Source organism: Lysinibacillus parviboronicapiens (genome assembly GCF_003049605.2).
GTDB classification, from domain to species: domain Bacteria; phylum Bacillota; class Bacilli; order Bacillales_A; family Planococcaceae; genus Lysinibacillus; species Lysinibacillus parviboronicapiens.
The window spans coordinates 4410186-4427772 of sequence record NZ_CP073713.1; the positions used below are offsets into that span (position 1 = coordinate 4410186).

At 38.3% G+C, this 17587-nt stretch carries 16 protein-coding genes; 4 read left to right on the top strand and 12 right to left on the bottom strand.

What is annotated here, in order from left to right; genetic code table 11:
* Positions 1 to 126 precede the first annotated feature (126 nt).
* From C9J31_RS21330 to C9J31_RS21370, 9 genes are all read right to left on the bottom strand, one after another.
* Positions 127 to 984, bottom strand: coding sequence for a CvfB family protein (locus tag C9J31_RS21330; protein ID WP_107925427.1), 858 nt, complete (start codon positions 982 to 984; stop codon positions 127 to 129).
* Between the two features lie 127 nt (positions 985 to 1111).
* Complete coding sequence (mntR, locus tag C9J31_RS21335; RefSeq protein WP_010860342.1) at positions 1112 to 1531, bottom strand: transcriptional regulator MntR; 420 nt, start codon at positions 1529 to 1531, stop codon at positions 1112 to 1114.
* Positions 1532 to 1666: 135 nt separating this feature from the next.
* Positions 1667 to 1948 carry a late competence development ComFB family protein gene (locus C9J31_RS21340; RefSeq protein ID WP_354471951.1) on the bottom strand — a complete coding sequence of 94 codons (282 nt, stop codon included), beginning with the start codon at positions 1946 to 1948 and terminating at the stop codon, positions 1667 to 1669.
* Positions 1949 to 2109: 161 nt separating this feature from the next.
* Positions 2110 to 4239 (bottom strand): heavy metal translocating P-type ATPase, encoded by a 2130-nt coding sequence (locus tag C9J31_RS21345; protein ID WP_107948821.1) that lies wholly within the window; start codon positions 4237 to 4239, stop codon positions 2110 to 2112.
* Positions 4220 to 4591, bottom strand: coding sequence for an ArsR/SmtB family transcription factor (locus C9J31_RS21350; protein ID WP_054768238.1), 372 nt, complete (start codon positions 4589 to 4591; stop codon positions 4220 to 4222). The genes C9J31_RS21345 and C9J31_RS21350 overlap by 20 nt, the downstream gene beginning before the upstream one ends.
* 173 nt (positions 4592 to 4764) lie before the next feature.
* A complete protein-coding gene (locus C9J31_RS21355) occupies positions 4765 to 7128 on the bottom strand; it encodes a penicillin acylase family protein (RefSeq protein ID WP_238602068.1) in 2364 nt (787 codons plus the stop codon).
* A gap of 230 nt (positions 7129 to 7358) precedes the next feature.
* Positions 7359 to 8120: an exodeoxyribonuclease III gene (locus C9J31_RS21360; RefSeq protein WP_107925421.1), complete on the bottom strand. Its 762-nt coding sequence runs from the start codon at positions 8118 to 8120 to the stop codon at positions 7359 to 7361.
* Positions 8121 to 8182: 62 nt separating this feature from the next.
* Positions 8183 to 9097, bottom strand: coding sequence for a UDP-N-acetylmuramate dehydrogenase (gene murB / locus C9J31_RS21365; protein ID WP_107948817.1), 915 nt, complete (start codon positions 9095 to 9097; stop codon positions 8183 to 8185).
* A 272-nt stretch (positions 9098 to 9369) separates the two neighbouring features.
* Positions 9370 to 9675 carry a winged helix-turn-helix transcriptional regulator gene (locus tag C9J31_RS21370; RefSeq protein ID WP_054768236.1) on the bottom strand — a complete coding sequence of 102 codons (306 nt, stop codon included), beginning with the start codon at positions 9673 to 9675 and terminating at the stop codon, positions 9370 to 9372.
* Positions 9676 to 9817: 142 nt separating this feature from the next.
* Between C9J31_RS21370 and C9J31_RS21375 the strand changes: the two genes are divergently transcribed.
* The 3 genes from C9J31_RS21375 (at position 9818) to C9J31_RS21385 (ending at position 11761) form a co-directional block, all read left to right on the top strand.
* Entirely contained in the window at positions 9818 to 10687 is an 870-nt protein-coding gene (locus C9J31_RS21375) for a VOC family protein (RefSeq protein ID WP_107948815.1), read from the top strand.
* A gap of 139 nt (positions 10688 to 10826) precedes the next feature.
* Entirely contained in the window at positions 10827 to 11354 is a 528-nt protein-coding gene (locus C9J31_RS21380) for a YceI family protein (protein WP_107948813.1), read from the top strand.
* A gap of 38 nt (positions 11355 to 11392) precedes the next feature.
* Entirely contained in the window at positions 11393 to 11761 is a 369-nt protein-coding gene (locus C9J31_RS21385) for a DUF2500 domain-containing protein (protein ID WP_107948811.1), read from the top strand.
* Between the two features lie 23 nt (positions 11762 to 11784).
* Here C9J31_RS21385 and C9J31_RS21390 read toward each other — a convergent pair whose 3' ends face one another.
* From C9J31_RS21390 to C9J31_RS21400, 3 genes are all read right to left on the bottom strand, one after another.
* Positions 11785 to 14148, bottom strand: coding sequence for a bifunctional 2',3'-cyclic-nucleotide 2'-phosphodiesterase/3'-nucleotidase (locus tag C9J31_RS21390; RefSeq protein WP_107948809.1), 2364 nt, complete (start codon positions 14146 to 14148; stop codon positions 11785 to 11787).
* Positions 14149 to 14453: 305 nt separating this feature from the next.
* Positions 14454 to 15080: an FMN-dependent NADH-azoreductase gene (locus C9J31_RS21395; protein ID WP_107925417.1), complete on the bottom strand. Its 627-nt coding sequence runs from the start codon at positions 15078 to 15080 to the stop codon at positions 14454 to 14456.
* Positions 15081 to 15310: 230 nt separating this feature from the next.
* A complete protein-coding gene (locus C9J31_RS21400; protein WP_107948807.1) occupies positions 15311 to 16018 on the bottom strand; it encodes a DsbA family oxidoreductase in 708 nt (235 codons plus the stop codon).
* A gap of 127 nt (positions 16019 to 16145) precedes the next feature.
* On the opposite strand from C9J31_RS21400, the gene C9J31_RS21405 reads away from it, so the two are divergent.
* Positions 16146 to 17525, top strand: a complete 1380-nt coding sequence (locus tag C9J31_RS21405) for an FAD-dependent oxidoreductase (RefSeq protein ID WP_107948805.1) — start codon at positions 16146 to 16148, stop codon at positions 17523 to 17525.
* The last annotated feature ends 62 nt before the right edge of the window (positions 17526 to 17587 follow it).

Below are 17587 nucleotides of genomic sequence, written 5' to 3' on the forward strand. Positions count from 1 at the left end.
TACAACTATTAGTACGAAAAAATGACGAGAAGGTTTCAAGCAGTCTCTCGTCATTCGTGTGATATCCATTGTGGACTATTAGATGACGTCTCACTTTTGCCACCTCAAACTAATCAAGGAAAGAAGTTAAATTTCTTCTGTCCAGCCGTTTTGTTGTTTGATTTTACCGGCTTTCATAAGTGTACCTAGAGCTCGTTTAAATGCCGCTTTACTCATATGGAACATTTCTTGTATTTCTTCCGGTGAAGACTTATCACCAAATGGCATTTTGCCACCGACATCTTGTAAATAGCTTAAAATCTGTTGTGCATCTCCAGTAATGCGTTCATGTTTACGTGGTAAAAGTGAACCGTTCATGGAGCCGTCCTCTTTTACGTCAATAATACGTACATCTATATCTTGTCCAAGACGAGGTTCTGCATAACGCTCAGATTCATGGACGAAAATGCGATACGGGGCTTCCACACCTAGTAAAAATGAGCCTACTGGCAATAAACGATATGGTCGCGCTTTAATATTTTTATTGTGCATATCTTCAAATGCGCCTTCATATAGCTCCAGAATTTTTTCTTCCGTTGCTAGACGTCCAAATAAATCTCCATTACGATCTGTGCGCAATGTCATAAATAAATGGTCGCCCACTGCTGGCCAAACTTCTTTAATGGCAGGTAAATCCTCCGCTTTTACAAGCACTTCACGTGATGTTCCAATATCAACAAAAGCTCCTTCACGTTCCACTACGCGTAATACGCGTGCCCAGCCATACTCGCCTTGTGCAAACGTTGGAATAGCAGTTGTAGCAGCTAAATCTCCACGACGATCCGTGAACAAAAATACTTGAAGGCAATCACCTACAGCAAGTGGTTCTGTGACCTCTGAAGCATTTAATGGTAGTTCCGCTTCTCCATTCGTTAAGATCCATTTCGATGCTTGTTGCTCTAATACAGTTAATGTTACAACTTCACCTGATTTTAATTCGTTCATAATGTCTTCCTTTCCTTCACACCATCATTTTCGCAAAATATTGTACTCCGAACTACTATTGTCCTCAGACATTCACTCTAATACAACAGTTAGTACGCGCAACCTATAGTGTCACAGTAATGTAGCACTATAGGTTGTGCTGTGATCTAGATGCCTCTAATTTTTTTGCGATGTCTGGATTTTCTTCCATTACCTGCACAAGATCAGCAATTCGATCGATTGAATTCCAACTAAGATGGTGCTCAATTCCTTCTACATCATTGTAAATACGTTCTTCATCTACACCAATGATTCGTAAAAATTGCTCTAGCAGTTCATGGCGTTGTACAAGACGTTTTCCAAGCTTTTCACCTTTTGGCGTCAATGTAAGGCCACGATATTTTTCATAAACTAAATAGCCATCTTTATCTAATTTTTGAACCATTTTCGTAACAGAAGAAGGAAGAACAGATAATGCTTCCGCTATGTCAGACACACGAGCATAACCTTTATTAGCGATTAATAAATATATTTGTTCGATATGGTCCTCCATACTTGGTGTTGGCATATCCTATTCCCTCTCTTTCGTTTTCTTACTCTCTAGTTTACTACAAGCTTGCCTTAAAAGTTAACTGAAAATACATAACGACAGCAATCATTGTCATTACGCATAAAAAGAGCCGACCTCTTATAGAAGTGGGCTCTACTTATGCCGAGGATACTTATTCACTACATGTAATGCACGAATAATCTCTCTGTTGACCAGCTCGATATTTTCAGGTGTATTCATTGTTCTAAAAGCTTCATCGCGTGCGTCCATAGATGTAACATACTTACTAGGCATAGCATTTAAAGCAATTGCAACTGTGTCTAACTCACAGATTTCACATTTACAAAATGTTTGATATTCTGGTCCTCGTAAAAGAAAACTTACTAAGCCACGTACAATTTCCTCTGTAACATTTACTAAAATAGGTTCTGACATATACAACTTTCGCCTCATTTATAATTAATTGTTACATTGTCCTCAACATATATTAGCACTAAATAAGGGCTTTTTCAAGAATCGCTAGTAGCATGAATATCAACAATAATTACTAATTCAAAGTGGTAGTTTTTTCCCAGAAAGCATTAAATTTAATCTTTTTAACTGTATTTTTTTGTGGTAATTAGTCTTAATGAGTTGAAAACAACAAGCAATGTCGCACCCATATCTGCAAAAATGGCGATCCATAATGTTAACCAACCTGGGATAACGAGTAATAAAGCAATCAATTTTAATGCCAGTGCAAAAATGATATTTTCTTGTATAATGCGTAATGTTTTTCTACTTAAACCAATTGTATAAGGTAATTTCGTTAAGTCATCACCCATTAAAGCAATATCCGCGGTTTCCAAAGCTGCATCTGTACCCGCACCACCCATGGCAATCCCGACACTTGCTGATGCTAAGGCTGGTGCATCATTCACACCATCCCCAACCATAGCTACGGCTCCATACTGCATACGTAATTCTTTAATTGCTGTTAATTTTTCCGCTGGTAATAACCCTGCTCTTACATCACTCATATTAAGGGAAGTAGCAATAGCTTCTGCGGTAAGTTTGGCATCTCCTGTTAACATGACAGTATGCTTCACTTTTAATGCTGTTAGGTTTTGCAGTACACTTTTACTTTCCTTACGTAATTGGTCAGCAATTCCGATAATACCGATTAATTGCGTGTCACTTACAGCTGCCACAACTGTTTTTCCTTGTGCCTGCAATTGATCGACTTGTTCTTTAATTACTTCATCCACTGAAGTTAAAGTGGAAATCCATTTTAAACTTCCGACAGAAACCTTTTTGCCCTCAACTGTTGCAAAAGCCCCTTTTCCTGTCACTGATTGGAAATTGGTCGGCTCAAACTCAGCTAAACCTTTTTCATGTAATGCAGTTAATATTGCTTTCGCTAGCGGATGCTGTGATTGCTTTTCAACGGCTGCCACAAGTTGTAACACCGTATCCTCTGACATATTACTCTGCGTGTATATATCTGTTACTTCTGGTTTACCCTTTGTTAACGTACCTGTTTTATCAAAGGCCACAGCTTCAATATGACCTAATTGCTCTAAATGGATGCCACCTTTAATGAGCACACCCTGTCTTGCTGCATTGCCGATCGCTGTAACGATAGCAACTGGTGTTGAGACTACAAGCGCACAAGGGCAGCCAACAACCAATACAGCTAAACCTTGATAGATCCAATGCTGCCAATCTCCTATAAACAATGGTGGAATAACTGCAACAAGTAAGGCAACTATCATAATGGCAGGTGTATAGTATTTGGCAAAACGATCCACAAATTGCTGTGATGGTGCTTTTTCTGCCTGTGCTTCTTCTACGAGGTGGATGATTTTAGCAATAGTTGTATCCTCCACACGTTTTGTAACTCGGACTTCGAGTGCACCTTCCTCATTCAATGTTCCCGCAAATACTTCGTCATCTATAGTTTTATTAACAGGTATCGATTCACCTGTGATAGCGGCTTGATTAACTACCGACAATCCACTTACTACAATCCCGTCCATAGCGATTTTCTGACCAGGTTTGACAATTAAAATATCGCCAATTTCAATTTCTTCAGTCGGCACTTCCATTTCATGAAAATGCTCACCGTGAGCCCGTTTAATAGTTGCTGTTGAAGGGGCAATATCCATAAGTTGTCGAATTGATTGACGTGCTTTATCCATTGAATATGCCTCAAGAGCTTCACTCACTGCGAATAAAAAGACAACAACTGCCGCTTCTTCCCATTCACCAATAATTGCAGCTCCTATTACGGCAATCGTCATCAGCGTTTTCATATCAAATTCAAAGCGTGCTAGATTACGGAATCCTGTTTTAAAAATTCCAACTCCACCTACTAAAATTGCTACGATAAACATGCCAATTGCAAAAGGATCTGTTTCTCCACGCATTGTCACCAATACATAGCCAAGAATTACAAATAACAAGGCAATTCCAGCTAAAATGTTTTCTGTTTTTTTATAAAATGGTGTTGATTTTTCAATTGTGCTTTTTGGCGATTGTGATACTTTAATACCGTCAAAAGCACCTGCTTCTTCAATTTGATTGACATCTACCTTACCGATTACTGTTATTTTAGAGGCACCAAAATTAACTTGTGCATCTTGTACCTCCGGAATAGCTTTCACATTTTTCTCAAATTTTGCTGCACAGCTGGCACAGGATAAGTTTTGCAAACGATACTCTTGCTTAGTTGGCGCTGTTGTCATCGTCAATCCCCTCTTTCGCATGTTCATAAGCAATCGTGACAATTTGGTATACGTGTTCATCGGCTAAAGAGTAATACATTTGCTTTCCTTTTCGATGCGATTTCGCTAGACTATTATCTTTCAAATAGCGTAAATGATGCGATGCTGTTGCGACAGATGATCCGATAATTGTGGCGACATCACAGACACATAATGCATCTTCTACTGTTAAAGCATAGGCAATTTTCAGTCTAGTTTCGTCAGACAAAGCCTTTAAAAACTTTGCTACACCCGATAAATCTGGCATTTGTTGTTGTACCTTCATGACCGCTTGCTCATTTACATGCGTTACTTCACATATTTCTTTCGGCATTTCCTCACCTCATTCAAATGTTCGTTTGATTGTTTTCAATATATCATAGTACTTCATCTTATTCAAATGGACATTTGAATGAGTATGATTGCTATCACGTAATTATATTTAAATTTATATTCGGACTCTTACAACAACAAACAGCACACAAAATAGTGTGCTGTTTTTCCTTATTATTGTGCCTTTAATAATAATGTCTTCCCTTTAATTTCATCTTTCTTGACAAAAGTTTCATGATAATTCCCGTTAGCCCAGTCCTCCACTTGGTCTTGATACCACTTCGATTTCACATGGCCACTCTGTCCTGGCCCGACAATATGATAGGCCGAGCTCAAATCACCTACATCTGCTACAAATCGCCAGGATGCTCCATGATCTACATAGCCATCCATATCATCGTCGGCTGCTTGTACAGTTACTTTCGAACCGCCAATGGGTACCTTTTTGGCATTAAAATATGCCGACAGTATTGGTGATGCACTTGCTAGTGTGTGATTAAAAGTGAGTTGATGGAAATCTCCCCATTGCCACTTAGAGGGCTCCGATCCAAAACGATCCTCAATTAGTGCGATAGAGCGCTCTAATGCTTCATATACTGCTGCATCTACACCACCCTGTTGTTCAATCCAAATGCTGCTCTCACCTGCATATGCTTTTCGCAGTAGCTGATCCGTTATATTGTATTTACCAGCCATTAGCTTATACATATCTAGAGGCATTTCATCTTTAAAGAGAACTTCCTGCAATTGTTCCATTAGCGTATGAAAAACAAGCGGTGCGCCAGAATCTTTTGCATCCACCATATCCCAATTCTCTAATAGGGTGATGACTTCTGCATACTTTCCATCCTTATCCTTTGCTTTCAATGAAGATAATAAATTTGGTAAAAACTCGCGTGCATACAAATTATGCTGATCCATTTGTAACTGCATCATATCTTCTACTGTTAGTGAATCATTGGCTTCTAACACTTCTTTAATACGCTCGTAGCGATATGGCTGTGCCCAGAAATCCGTTATATGATACGGATATTCTTCGCCAATTACCTCATTATTCGCAGTCGCAATAAATCCTTCCTTTGGGTTTACGACTGTCGGTAGTTCATCCCATGGGATAAAACCTTCCCAGCCATAGTCACTTGAATCTCCAGGTACTGGTAACTGCCCTTCTCCCTGCTTACGAATCGGAATTTGGCCGTTTGCTTTATAGGCAATCGTGCCATCCTTGGATGCAAAGACAAAGTTTTGCGCCGGTGCTTTAAAATCTTCTAAAGCCTTTTCAAAGTCACCCCATGAATTTGCCTTATTAAAGCCAAGTATTGCTCGCAGTTCTGCTGTGGATTGAAGCGCTGTCCACTGCATCGAAAACTGTGCTGATGGTTCAGTATCCTTAAACGCTAAATCAGTCATAATTGGCCCGTGTCTAGTTACAACTACATCAAAATCAATTGTTTTTCCATCCTTCACTTTAATTGATTCATTTCTCACTTCAGCCTGCTCCCACTCACCATCATATCGGAACTGTGTAGGATTATCTGGATTTGGAATTTCAATATACAAATCCTGTACATCTGGTCCTACATTGGTAACCCCCCAAGCGATATCATCGTTATGACCTAGAATAATGCCAGGAATGCCTGCAAATATAACACCGCTAACATTTTGTGCAGGTGACTGAAGATGCATTTGATACCAAATAGACGGCGTGCTTAAACCTAAGTGTGGATCATCAGCTAAAATTGGAAAGCCTGATTTTGTTTTATCGCCCGATACAACCCAGTTATTACTGCCATTAAATTCATTTGGCAATAGGTCTGCGTTAAATTGACCCGCTACCGCTACAGGATTCTCTATGTTTGACTCAATAATTGAAGACGCGTTGTCAGGATATTTTATAAATAATTCCTTTGCCTTTTCTTCATCGAAATTTTGTAAAGCCCAGTGCCGGAAAGCCAACGTATTCCAATTGCCCCCTAAATCGTATGCCATATATTTCCCAATCGTCAGAGAGTCTACAACAGACCACTCTTCCGGCTCATATCCTAGTAATGCGAATTCATAGCTTAATGTATTATGTTCCTTTGCCTGCGTAATAAAAGCATTTACTCCTTCTGCAAACCATTCAAGTACCTGCTTACTTTCCGCATCATATGCAACTAACGATTTTTCTGCTGCATCGCGTAAACTAAACGTAAGAAAATGTTTATCCGTACTAATGGTTGCCTCACCAATAACTTCTGATAATCGACCACTTGCCTGTCTGCGTGCTAAATCCATTTGAAACAGTCGATCTTGAGCCTGAATGTAACCTTGTGCACGATATAAATCCGCATCTGTCTCTGCTAATATATGTGGAACCCCTTTATCATCCCTAGTAACAGTAACATCCTGATCAAGCACACTTACTGCAAGATCCCCATCAATAACGGGCTTTGATTTATTCATAAACCAAGTAAAGCCAATAAAGACTACTATTAATGCAATTGCTAAAAAGCCAACTACCCCAACGAGCCCCTTTTTCCATCTCTTTTTTTTCACAACTACTAACCCCCTCTTAAGCAATATATTCTTTATCTAGCTTTACAAACCCTTTCCTAGCAGACATAATAACTGAAATTTTTAGCGAAATTCGGTGTTTTATCAGCGAAAAATCACTTTTTCATCGAAATTCAATATTTCGTTGTGCACAAACCATTAGTAAAAATCATTCCTCGTGCTATAGCACTATGTAAAAAATCGTACCCTCCAGTGAGAGGTACGATTTCTGCTTAGTTTTTAATGTCGAGTTGTAATTCAATGGGACAATGATCACTACCTAAAATATGGGTATGAATTGTCGCTACGTCAACATGCTCTTTCAATCGCTCGGATACAATAAAATAATCAATACGCCAACCAATATTTCGCTCACGTACTTTATTCATATAGGACCACCATGTGTAATGGTCTGTCTCATCCGGATGCTTGTGGCGGAAAGTATCGATAAACCCACTTGCTAAAAGCTCAGTCATTTTAGTACGTTCTTCATATGTAAAACCAGAATTCCCAATATTCGATTTTGCATTTTTTAAATCTATCTCTGTATGCGCAACATTCAAATCCCCACAGTACACAATGGGCTTTTTCGCATCGAGTTCTTTTAAATACAAAGCTAAACGATCCTCCCAATCTAGGCGTATTGGCAATCTCGCTAAATCTCGCTGGGAATTTGGTGTATAGACGTTAACTAAATAAAAGTTTTCATATTCTAACGTAATAATGCGGCCCTCGTCCTGTGATGTCTCTTCACCGACACCATAATGTACTGAAAGAGGAGTATGTTTTGTGAAGACAGCTGTACCTGAATAGCCCTTCTTCACAGCATAATTCCAATATTGTTGATAACCTTCAAGTGAAAGCTCTACTTGTCCCGCTTGACATTTCGATTCCTGAATACAGAAAAAATCTGCATCTACCTCATGAAAAAAATCTAAAAAGCCTTTACTCACGCAAGCGCGGATTCCATTGACATTCCATGATAGAAACTTCATAGTTTTTCACACCCCTAAAAAACGCTCCTCGCCATTAGCGAAGAGCGCCATTTGTCATTTACTTATAATTCATCGCCGACTATTTTCACTTCGGTTTCTAAGTCAATACCATACTTTTCTTTGACAACTCGCTGCACCATTTGAATGGTTGCAATGTAATCGGTGGCCGTGGCATTGCCTTTATTAACAATAAAGCCTGCATGCTTAGTTGATACTTCTGCTCCACCTACACCTTTTCCTTGCAGGCCACTATCCTGTATTAGCTTGCCTGCAAAATGACCAGGAGGACGTTTAAAGACACTACCCGCAGATGGGTATTCTAGCGGTTGTTTAGATTCCCGCTGGTACGTTAAATCAGCAATTTTGGCATCAATTTCTTCCTGTACGCCTTGAGTTAGCTGAAATTCCGATGACAGAACATAATAGCCCCTCTTCGCAATGATACTTTGACGATAGCCGAGCTCCAACTCTTCTTTCGATAATATCAAAATCTCCCCTTCTTTTGTTAAAACTTTAGAAGAAATAATAATATCCTTTATCTCGCCACCATATGCACCAGCATTCATAGCCATAGCTCCACCGATAGAGCCAGGAATACCACATGCAAATTCAAATCCTGTTAGGCATGCCGTGGCAGCCAGCTTCGATACATCCTTAATGAGTGCCCCACTTTGTGCATATACATAATCACCGTTAATATGAATTTCATCTAGATGTGCAAATGTCACAACTATTCCTCGTAAGCCGCCATCACGAACGACCATATTGGAGCCATTACCTAGCATTAATAATGGAATTTTATTTGTATGCGCATAGCGAATAACTGCTGCCGCTTCGTCTTCCGTTTCAGGTAGAACAAAAACATCCGCCTTGCCACCTAATTTTGTCATTGTATATTGTTGTAACGATTCGTCTAACTTAATATTGGCTGGATTAATATTTTGCGCTAAATCCTTCGCCCATTGTTCTTTAGTCATGAGAGCTAATTCCTTTCTAACGTCCTTCTTACTCTACACTAGTATGGATTTAGAACCTCGATTTGACAAGTAAAATGAAGGGTATTTTTCCCGCATTAACGGGCAGTACGCTAATCTTTTGCAAAAGTGTTTTATATTATCTAAAAATCCGCGGCCATTCTAAATGCCCGAGTAAAGGAACACTTACTAAAATTCATCACTTCCTGTGGTGAACGTAAGTGTAACCTGCTTCCTGCAAGCCTCAACTAACCAGCAAGGATGGAAGTTTCACTTTATAACCAGCCTGTTGCCCAAGTTTCAATATTACGGATAGCACCTTCTAGTGCTTGACCTTTTTCTGTTAATGAATATTCTACACGCACAGGCACCTCTGAATATACTTTTCGTTCAACGAGCCCTTCCTTTTCAAGCTCCTTTAAACGTTCTGATAATAAACGACCACTTACAGGTAAAGCAGACTCAATTTCATTGAAGCGCTGTGGTCCGTCTAATAATTGATATAAGATTAGCCCTGTCCAGCGTTTCCCGATTAAATCCATTGCCTTAGCTAAACGAGGACATAAAGTTGTCTCATTCATATTTTTCACCTCTTATGTATTCTATTGTACTGATTATTTAAGCAAAAGTAAATTTTAAGTAACTTATTTACTCGACGTAATTTGTTTACTATTTTATATTTAATTACAAAAAGTAACTTATGATCTGGAGGATTTTTCTTAAATGGCATTCAAAATTGCTAATACATTAGAGCTTGAGCATTTACACTTACTTGTACAGTCATTAGAGGTAATGACGGATTTTTATAAAACACTTGGTTTACAAATACTTAATAGAACTACCAATCAAGTGGAATTTGCTATTCCCGGCAATACAAAACCTATTTTAATATTGTCATCTAATGAAAAAGTGGCGCTTCGTCCACCACATACCACAGGTCTATTTCACTTTGCCATTTTAGTACCAACACGTGAAGACTTAGCATATGTGATTGGCAATTTATTAAACTTAGCCATACCTATAACTGGTGCTGGTGATCATATTTATTCAGAAGCTTTTTATTTGAATGATCCAGAAGGTAACGGCATAGAAATCTATCGTGATCGCCCTCGTTCTGAATGGCTAAGTGATGGTAAGGGTGGACTAATTACAGGAACCGAGGCAGTCGATATAGAAGGTGTAATGGCTCTATATGACAATCTGCGTCCATGGACAGGTTTCCCTAAAGGAACTGCATTAGGTCATATACACTTAAATGTTAGCATTATAAATGATGCAACAACTTACTTCTATATAGATGCACTTGGTTTAGACATTATGACTAACTTTCATGATAGTGCACTATTCCTTTCCGCTGGCGGCTATCATCACCATATTGCGGTCAATACCTGGCAAGGAGTCGGTGCATCACTATCACTACCACCACAACAAACAACAGGCTTAATGAGCTACACGCTTTCACTTTCTTCACAAGAAGAATTACAACAGCTTATAGCTAATCTACAGGCACATCAAGTTCCACATACATTGGAAAATGGTCGCTTATGTGTTTTAGATTTTAATCAGGATGCTATGAATTTTTACATTCGTTAGTATTTGTAATGATTATAAATATTCACATAGCCCACTATATTCAGCAACAGTTTTTCTAATATTTACTAAAAACTCATTGAACTAACAAATTATTTAATTTATCATTCGTGTAAGATGCTGTTGTTAGGAGGACCTTCCAATGAAAAAATATGCGATTGATTATAGTCACTCAACAATTGGTTTTTCTGTTCGACATATGATGATATCACAAATTCATGGAACTTTTGAATCTTATCATGCTGAATTTACCGTGTCAGATATCGAACAAATGCAAGATGCAAAGATATCATTCTCGATAATTGTTGCTAGTGTCTCAACCAAAAATTTTGATCGTGATGTTCATCTTGTATCACCTGATTTCTTTGATGCTGATGTCTATCCGAAAATTCATTTTGAGTCTACATACATTGAAAAGCTCGAAAATAATATATTTGCTATTCATGGAGATTTAACTATTAAAAACATTACGAAGCCCGTCATATTCACAATCATGTATGTTGGCCGTGGTATGAACCCATGGTCACAAGAAGTATATGGTTTTCAGGCAAGATCAAAAATTGACCGCAGAGATTTTAACTTAGTGTATAATACACTCCTTGAAACAGGTGGTGTATTAATCAGCGATGAAATTGAAATAGTAGTAGACCTTGAAATAAATCCAGTTTAACAATTTGCTCTATCACATCATGGATTTGGAGGTTATAAATGTTTTGGGCTGATAGCTTTCATTTCGAATCGATTTTCATCTCTGTAATCTTTATCATTGTCTTCGGTACATTTGCATTTGTCATGATTAATGGGATTACACAATGGGCTAAAAATAACGCAGCCCCAGTATTAACCGTGCCAGCAAAAATCGTAACAAAGCGTACAAATACAAGGGGCGGTAGTGGCAATTCTGCAGCTCATACAACTTATTATGTAACTTTTGAATTTCAAAATGGTGACCGTATAGAATTACAGCTAAATGGGCGTAAATATGGGCAGTTGGCAGACGGCGACTTTGGTTTACTTACATTTCAAGGCACGCGTTTTCAAATATTTGAGCGACACAAAAAGGAGAGTAGCGAATAATATCGCACTCTCCTCTTTCATCGTTATTTAATTAAATATTTCCCAAATCCAGCATCCTCTGTATCACCAAGATATTCTATATTGCTACCAGCTGGAATGACCTTTTGTGCATCCTTTGCAGAAAGGTAAATAACCTTTGTATTCGCTGGGAATGGTGCAAATGACCAGTTGTTGTCCGCAGCAGGATTAATTGTTTTATTTGTCATGATGTAGTCAATCACTGCTTGACGATTTTCATAGGCATAGTTTGTTACATTGGAGCCGTCGGTATTTTTAAATGTAGCTCCGTAAGAGCCGCCTACACGATAGTTGTTCGTAATGATGATAAACTCTTGATTTACATCAATTGGTTTACCGTTGTATTGTACATCTTTAATACGATTCGCTTTTTCGTCCACTAAATTACCACGACGATCGTATTTTGCAGGCGATGTCACATCAATTTGATATGTTAAACCGTCTAATACGTCGAAATTGTAAGAACGTGCTTCTGCGTCAATGATATTTTGTTCTTCTGTTTTATTCGGTTCAATTGTTGAGAAAATACCCGCAGCCATTTCTAACCACTCTATTGCTTGTGCACCCGTAACTTTGATAGTTGCTACAGTGTTGTCATAATGATAAATATCTGCCATGTTCTTAATGGCAAGTGGCCCTATAGGAATATTTGTGTAGTCCGCAGGATTATTTCGAGAGCCCGCCTTGAAAGGTGCACCAGCAGAAAGGATTGGTGTGTTTTCATCAGCTGTACCCTTTAATTCTTTTTCAATATACCATTTTTGTGCTTGTGTTACGATTTGAATAGAAGGATCATCTTGAACCATAGAGAAATAGCTGTGGATTGGTGCAGTTGTCTCACCAACAGCTTGGCGAATATACGTTAACGTACCTTCGTGTGCTTCCTTAATAGCATTTAACACTGTTTGAGATGGTTGTAACCCTTCTTGCTTGATAGAACGAAGTGTCCCTTGTCCATCTACTACCACCCATTCAGAGCCTTTTTGCTCTAATTTCAGGTCAATAACACCAAGATGACTACCATAACTTCCTGCCATTACTGTAGGAACACCGTTAATCGTTCCTTTTTCTTGATCAACATTTTTAAGGTCTTTATAATCACCAGGGAATGTTAGATGTGAGTGACCTGTTATTAAAGCATCGATGCCTTCAATATTAGCAATTTGGTACCCAACATTTTCTGCACCTGCTACATAAGAATCTTCACCAATACCTGAGTGTGAAAGCACGACAATCACATCTGCCCCTGCTTTTTGCATTTCTGGCACTACCTCTTTAATTGCCTCCACAGGTTCTTGCATCTCTACCTTACCTGCTAGATGAATGGCATCCCACTCAACAATTTTTGTAGGTACGATTCCAGTTACGCCCACTTTAATAGTGTGTTTTTTACCTGCGTTATCTAACACTTCTTTATCCATAATTACGTATGGTGTGTACATATGCTCTTTTGTTTTTGCGTCATACGCATTTGCATTAACGACTGGATATTTCGCATCATTTAATACTTCACTTAAGAAATCTAATCCATAGTTGAATTCGTGATTCCCTAAAGTCCCACCATCATATTGCAATGCATTTAGCGCTGCAATAGCTGGATGAACCTCACCTGGTTTTAAGACGTTTTCTAACGCTTTATATGAACCAAGTGGCGTTCCTTGAATTAAATCACCATTATCAAATAATAATGTATTTAGGTTTTCTGCTCGCGCTTGCTCTATTAAGGTTGCAGTGTTTGCTAACCCAACATCAGCGGAATCGGCATCTAAAAAATAATTATAGTTTGCTAAGTTCGTATGAATATCAGTGGTACCTAAAATTTGAAGATCTACTGTCGTTTCCTTCACTGGCACTTTGTATGCTGCTACAAAGCGTTCTACAATACTTTGCATTTGTTCAGTTGGTATATAGTCACGTGGACGAATCGTATTGTCTTCGAAACCTTGTAATATATTTGCTGCGACTGCATTTGCAAGGTCTTGTCTATGTGTTTCAGCAATCTTATCTGCATCCTTGAAGTTATTTAACACTGTCAACGAGGCTTTTTCAGTGACTAGACCGCGTGCAGATATAACAAATGCTTGCTGACGTGTTAATTTATCGTTCGGATCAAAAATTGTAGTTGTTTTACCTTTGATAAGCTTTAATTCTAATGCTTTTTCTACATAAGGAGCTAAGTCCTTTGGTACATCAGTAAAAGTAAGTGTAGAACCATCACCAAGCTCGACATTCAAGCTTTCTACTAATTCTTTCACGAAGTCCCCACGTGTCACATCATTCGATGTAGCATTGGCAGATAGTCCCACAGGGAAAACTGTGAAGAGAATTAGTAACATTGCTAAAAGATTAGTAATTAATTTCTTATTCATGTAACGCCCCCCTTATAAATCTAATATTTTCCTACGTTTCTATTATATTATACTAATCTGTGATTTAACTGAATATTTAGACCTAATTGTATGTACTTTTAAACTAATAGCACAACACTTTACTAATATATAATATATATTTATCATCTATGAACTATTCACAGCTACATGATGTTATTTTATGTAAAATTCAATTAACTGACTAGGGACAATACGTCAGACCTTTATGTCCCCACCAGACCTCTAATGATTCAACAAAAAAGTCCCCTCAAATTTGAGAGAACTTTTTAATAAAAAACAAATGATTATGCGTTTACAGTTTGTAGAGATTGTGCAACTTTTTTCACTGCTTCTAAACCATTTGCAATGATTTCTTGTGCTTTATCTTGTGATGCATTATGTCCTTCAATAATTACTTCTTCAATTATTTCCATACCAAATACGCCACCTACTACATTTTTAATGTAGTTCACAGACATTTCCATTGGTTGTGCTTCTGGTGATGAATAATAACCACCGCGAGCATTTAGAATTACTGCTTTCTTGTCAGTCATTAAGCTAACTAGTTGGCCGTTTTCGCCATATTTGAATGTGAAACCAGCTTGATATACATAATCAATGAAAGTTTGTAAAGTAGCTGGAATTGTTAAGTTCCAAAGCGGGAAAGCAAATACTACTACATCAGCAGCAGTTAATGCGTCCATTGCTTTTTGCTTAGCAGCTAAAATACGTGATTCAATATCCGTTAATTCTTCGCCGTTTTGGACTTTACCGAAAGCGTTGAATAGATCTTGACCGAAGTATGGCATATCTTCAGCAAATACGTCGAAAGTCGTTACATCTACGCCTTGTACATTTTCCATGAAAGTGTCATACATTTTTGTTGAAATACCGTCTGGACGGTTGTTTGCTTTTACTACTAATACGTTCATTATATAAATTCTCCCTTAGTTTTCTACCATTTTTATCTCGAATTCGAGATATATGAATATATTAAAAAATTTTTTCAAAAAAGTCAACGATAGTAGTCTCATACTTTTGACTGAAATGTAAAATTAGTAATGCCTTCTTTTACTTTATCGCATGCAAAAACACTCAGACTCCTGTTACTTGAGCCTAAGTATTTCTGTATCTAGTATAGCTTTACATCGTTAAGTAAAATTTAGAATTCGCAGCTTTCATCAGTACAAACCCCAGCATTTGAAGAGCCCTTCATCTGCAATCCTGGTTGTAAGCCTTCTTCTTCTGCTACTTTACGTAAAGTATCTTCAAAAACTTCCTGTGGTTGAGCACCGGAAATGCCATATTTTCTATTCACTACGAAAAATGGAACTCCACGTACACCAAGTTGAAGACCTTCTTGAATATCTTCCTCCACCTCAGTTGTAAAATCATCGCTAGAAAGAACATCGTCTACGTCCTCACGTTTTAGGCCAACTTGCTCAGCAATTTCCATTAATACGTCATCATGACTAATACGTTTCGCTTCGATAAAGTAGCCCTGTAATAAGGCCTCAACAAGTGCTGAATCTTTACCTTGTTGTTGTGCAAATTTCACAAGTCGATGAGCCTTTAACGTATTTTCTTCCATAAGCTTGTCAAAATTATAGTCCAGTCCTACTTCCTTAGCACGAGATGCTACACCTTGCGTCATTTCCTTCGCTTTTTCTATTGTCATACCATATTTTTTTGCTAACGATTCATACGTAGAAATATTCGTCTCCACTGGTGTTGTTGGATCAAGTTGATAACTTTTATAAACAAGCTCCACCTGATCTGCTAAGCCTGTGTCCCGAAGTGCTTTCTCTAATTGTTTTTTACCAATATAACAAAATGGGCAAACATAATCTGACCAAATTTCAATTTTCATAAATATACCTCCTCCTTTTGTAAACATTGTATAGACACTGCACAGTTCTAAGCAATTTTTCTGCTTCATTGCATAAATTTTCAAATCAATCTCCATACTGAGCGTAAAAACAATGTGAGGGTTATGTATGACACAATCTCTTTGGCTTGCAACGAGCGAGTCTGTTTCCCTGCCATCTCTTACTGATTCTACTACGTGTGATGTTTGTATTATTGGTGGAGGTTTGACTGGACTATATACTGCCTATGTCTTAGCAAAAGCGGGTGTAGATGTGGTACTGCTTGAAGCAAACACCCATATCAGTCATGGTACGACTGGCCATTCAACAGGCAAACTAACAGCACAGCATGGCTTAGTATACGCCAATATTATGGAAAAGCTTTCTGTAGAAGAGGCGCGGCTCTATTATCAACTTAATCAACTTGCTGTTGAAAAAGCATTACAGTTACTCCCTAAGGAATCCATCCAACAAGTTGATTCAATGCTTTATTGTCAAACGAAGGAAGGCTATAAACAATTATTAAATGAGTGGAATGCCTATAAAGTATTAAACATTAAGGCTAAAATCACCTCAGAAACAGAGCTACCCTTCGCTATTACAAAAGCATTGAGCATGTCGCACCAAGCACAAATAAATCCTGTGTCCGTTTGTAACTTTTTAGTAAAGAAGGCATTATCAATGGGTGCAAGATTGTATGCCAACACACGCGTCCAACAATTACGCCTAGCACAAAATGATTTACATACCGAAAATAAAATGTCGGTTCAATATAATAAGCTTATTTTAGGTACGCACTATCCAATTGAAGCCTTCAAAGGTCTACAACTATTTAAGCTCTCAAATAGTCGCTCTTACATGGTCGCTAGCAAAATTTCAGACACTTTCCATGGTCAATATTTATCGGTCGATTTTCCTTCACGTTCTATTCGCACTACAACTATTAACGATGAACACTATATATTGCTTGGAGGCGCTAATCACACCGCTGGCCAAACAACAAATACCGAGCCTTTTTACGACGCTATACAAAATGAAATGAAAGAGCATTTTGAACAAGAACCTCTTTTTAGATGGTCAGCACAGGATATTGAAACGCCAGATATGGTGCCTTACGTTGGCAACATTTCGCACTCCACACCAAATGTCTTTATCGCGACTGGTTATAGAAAATGGGGAATCTCCAATTCCTTTGTGGCGGGAGATTTATTATCTTCACTTATTACGGGAGCAAAGGCTGAAGATGGCGCAACTGCACTTTATGCACCTACACGTACGAAATTCGGTGCTCAGTTTATGCAAATGTTAAAAGTTGGAGGTTTCGTAGCAAAGGAATTTGTAACAGGTTATGTCAAGCACGCTAACGCACCAACCTGTACACATTTAGGCTGTAAAACAAAATGGAATGACGCAGATGAAACATGGGATTGCCCTTGTCATGGCTCCCGCTTTAATGCCCAAGGGGAAGTCCTTGAGGGGCCTGCTGTCTTCCCATTAAAGCTAGAATAGCCAAAAGGGGTGTCTCAAAAGTCAATTGAGACACCCCTTTTCTGCGCGAAAGCGAAGCATAA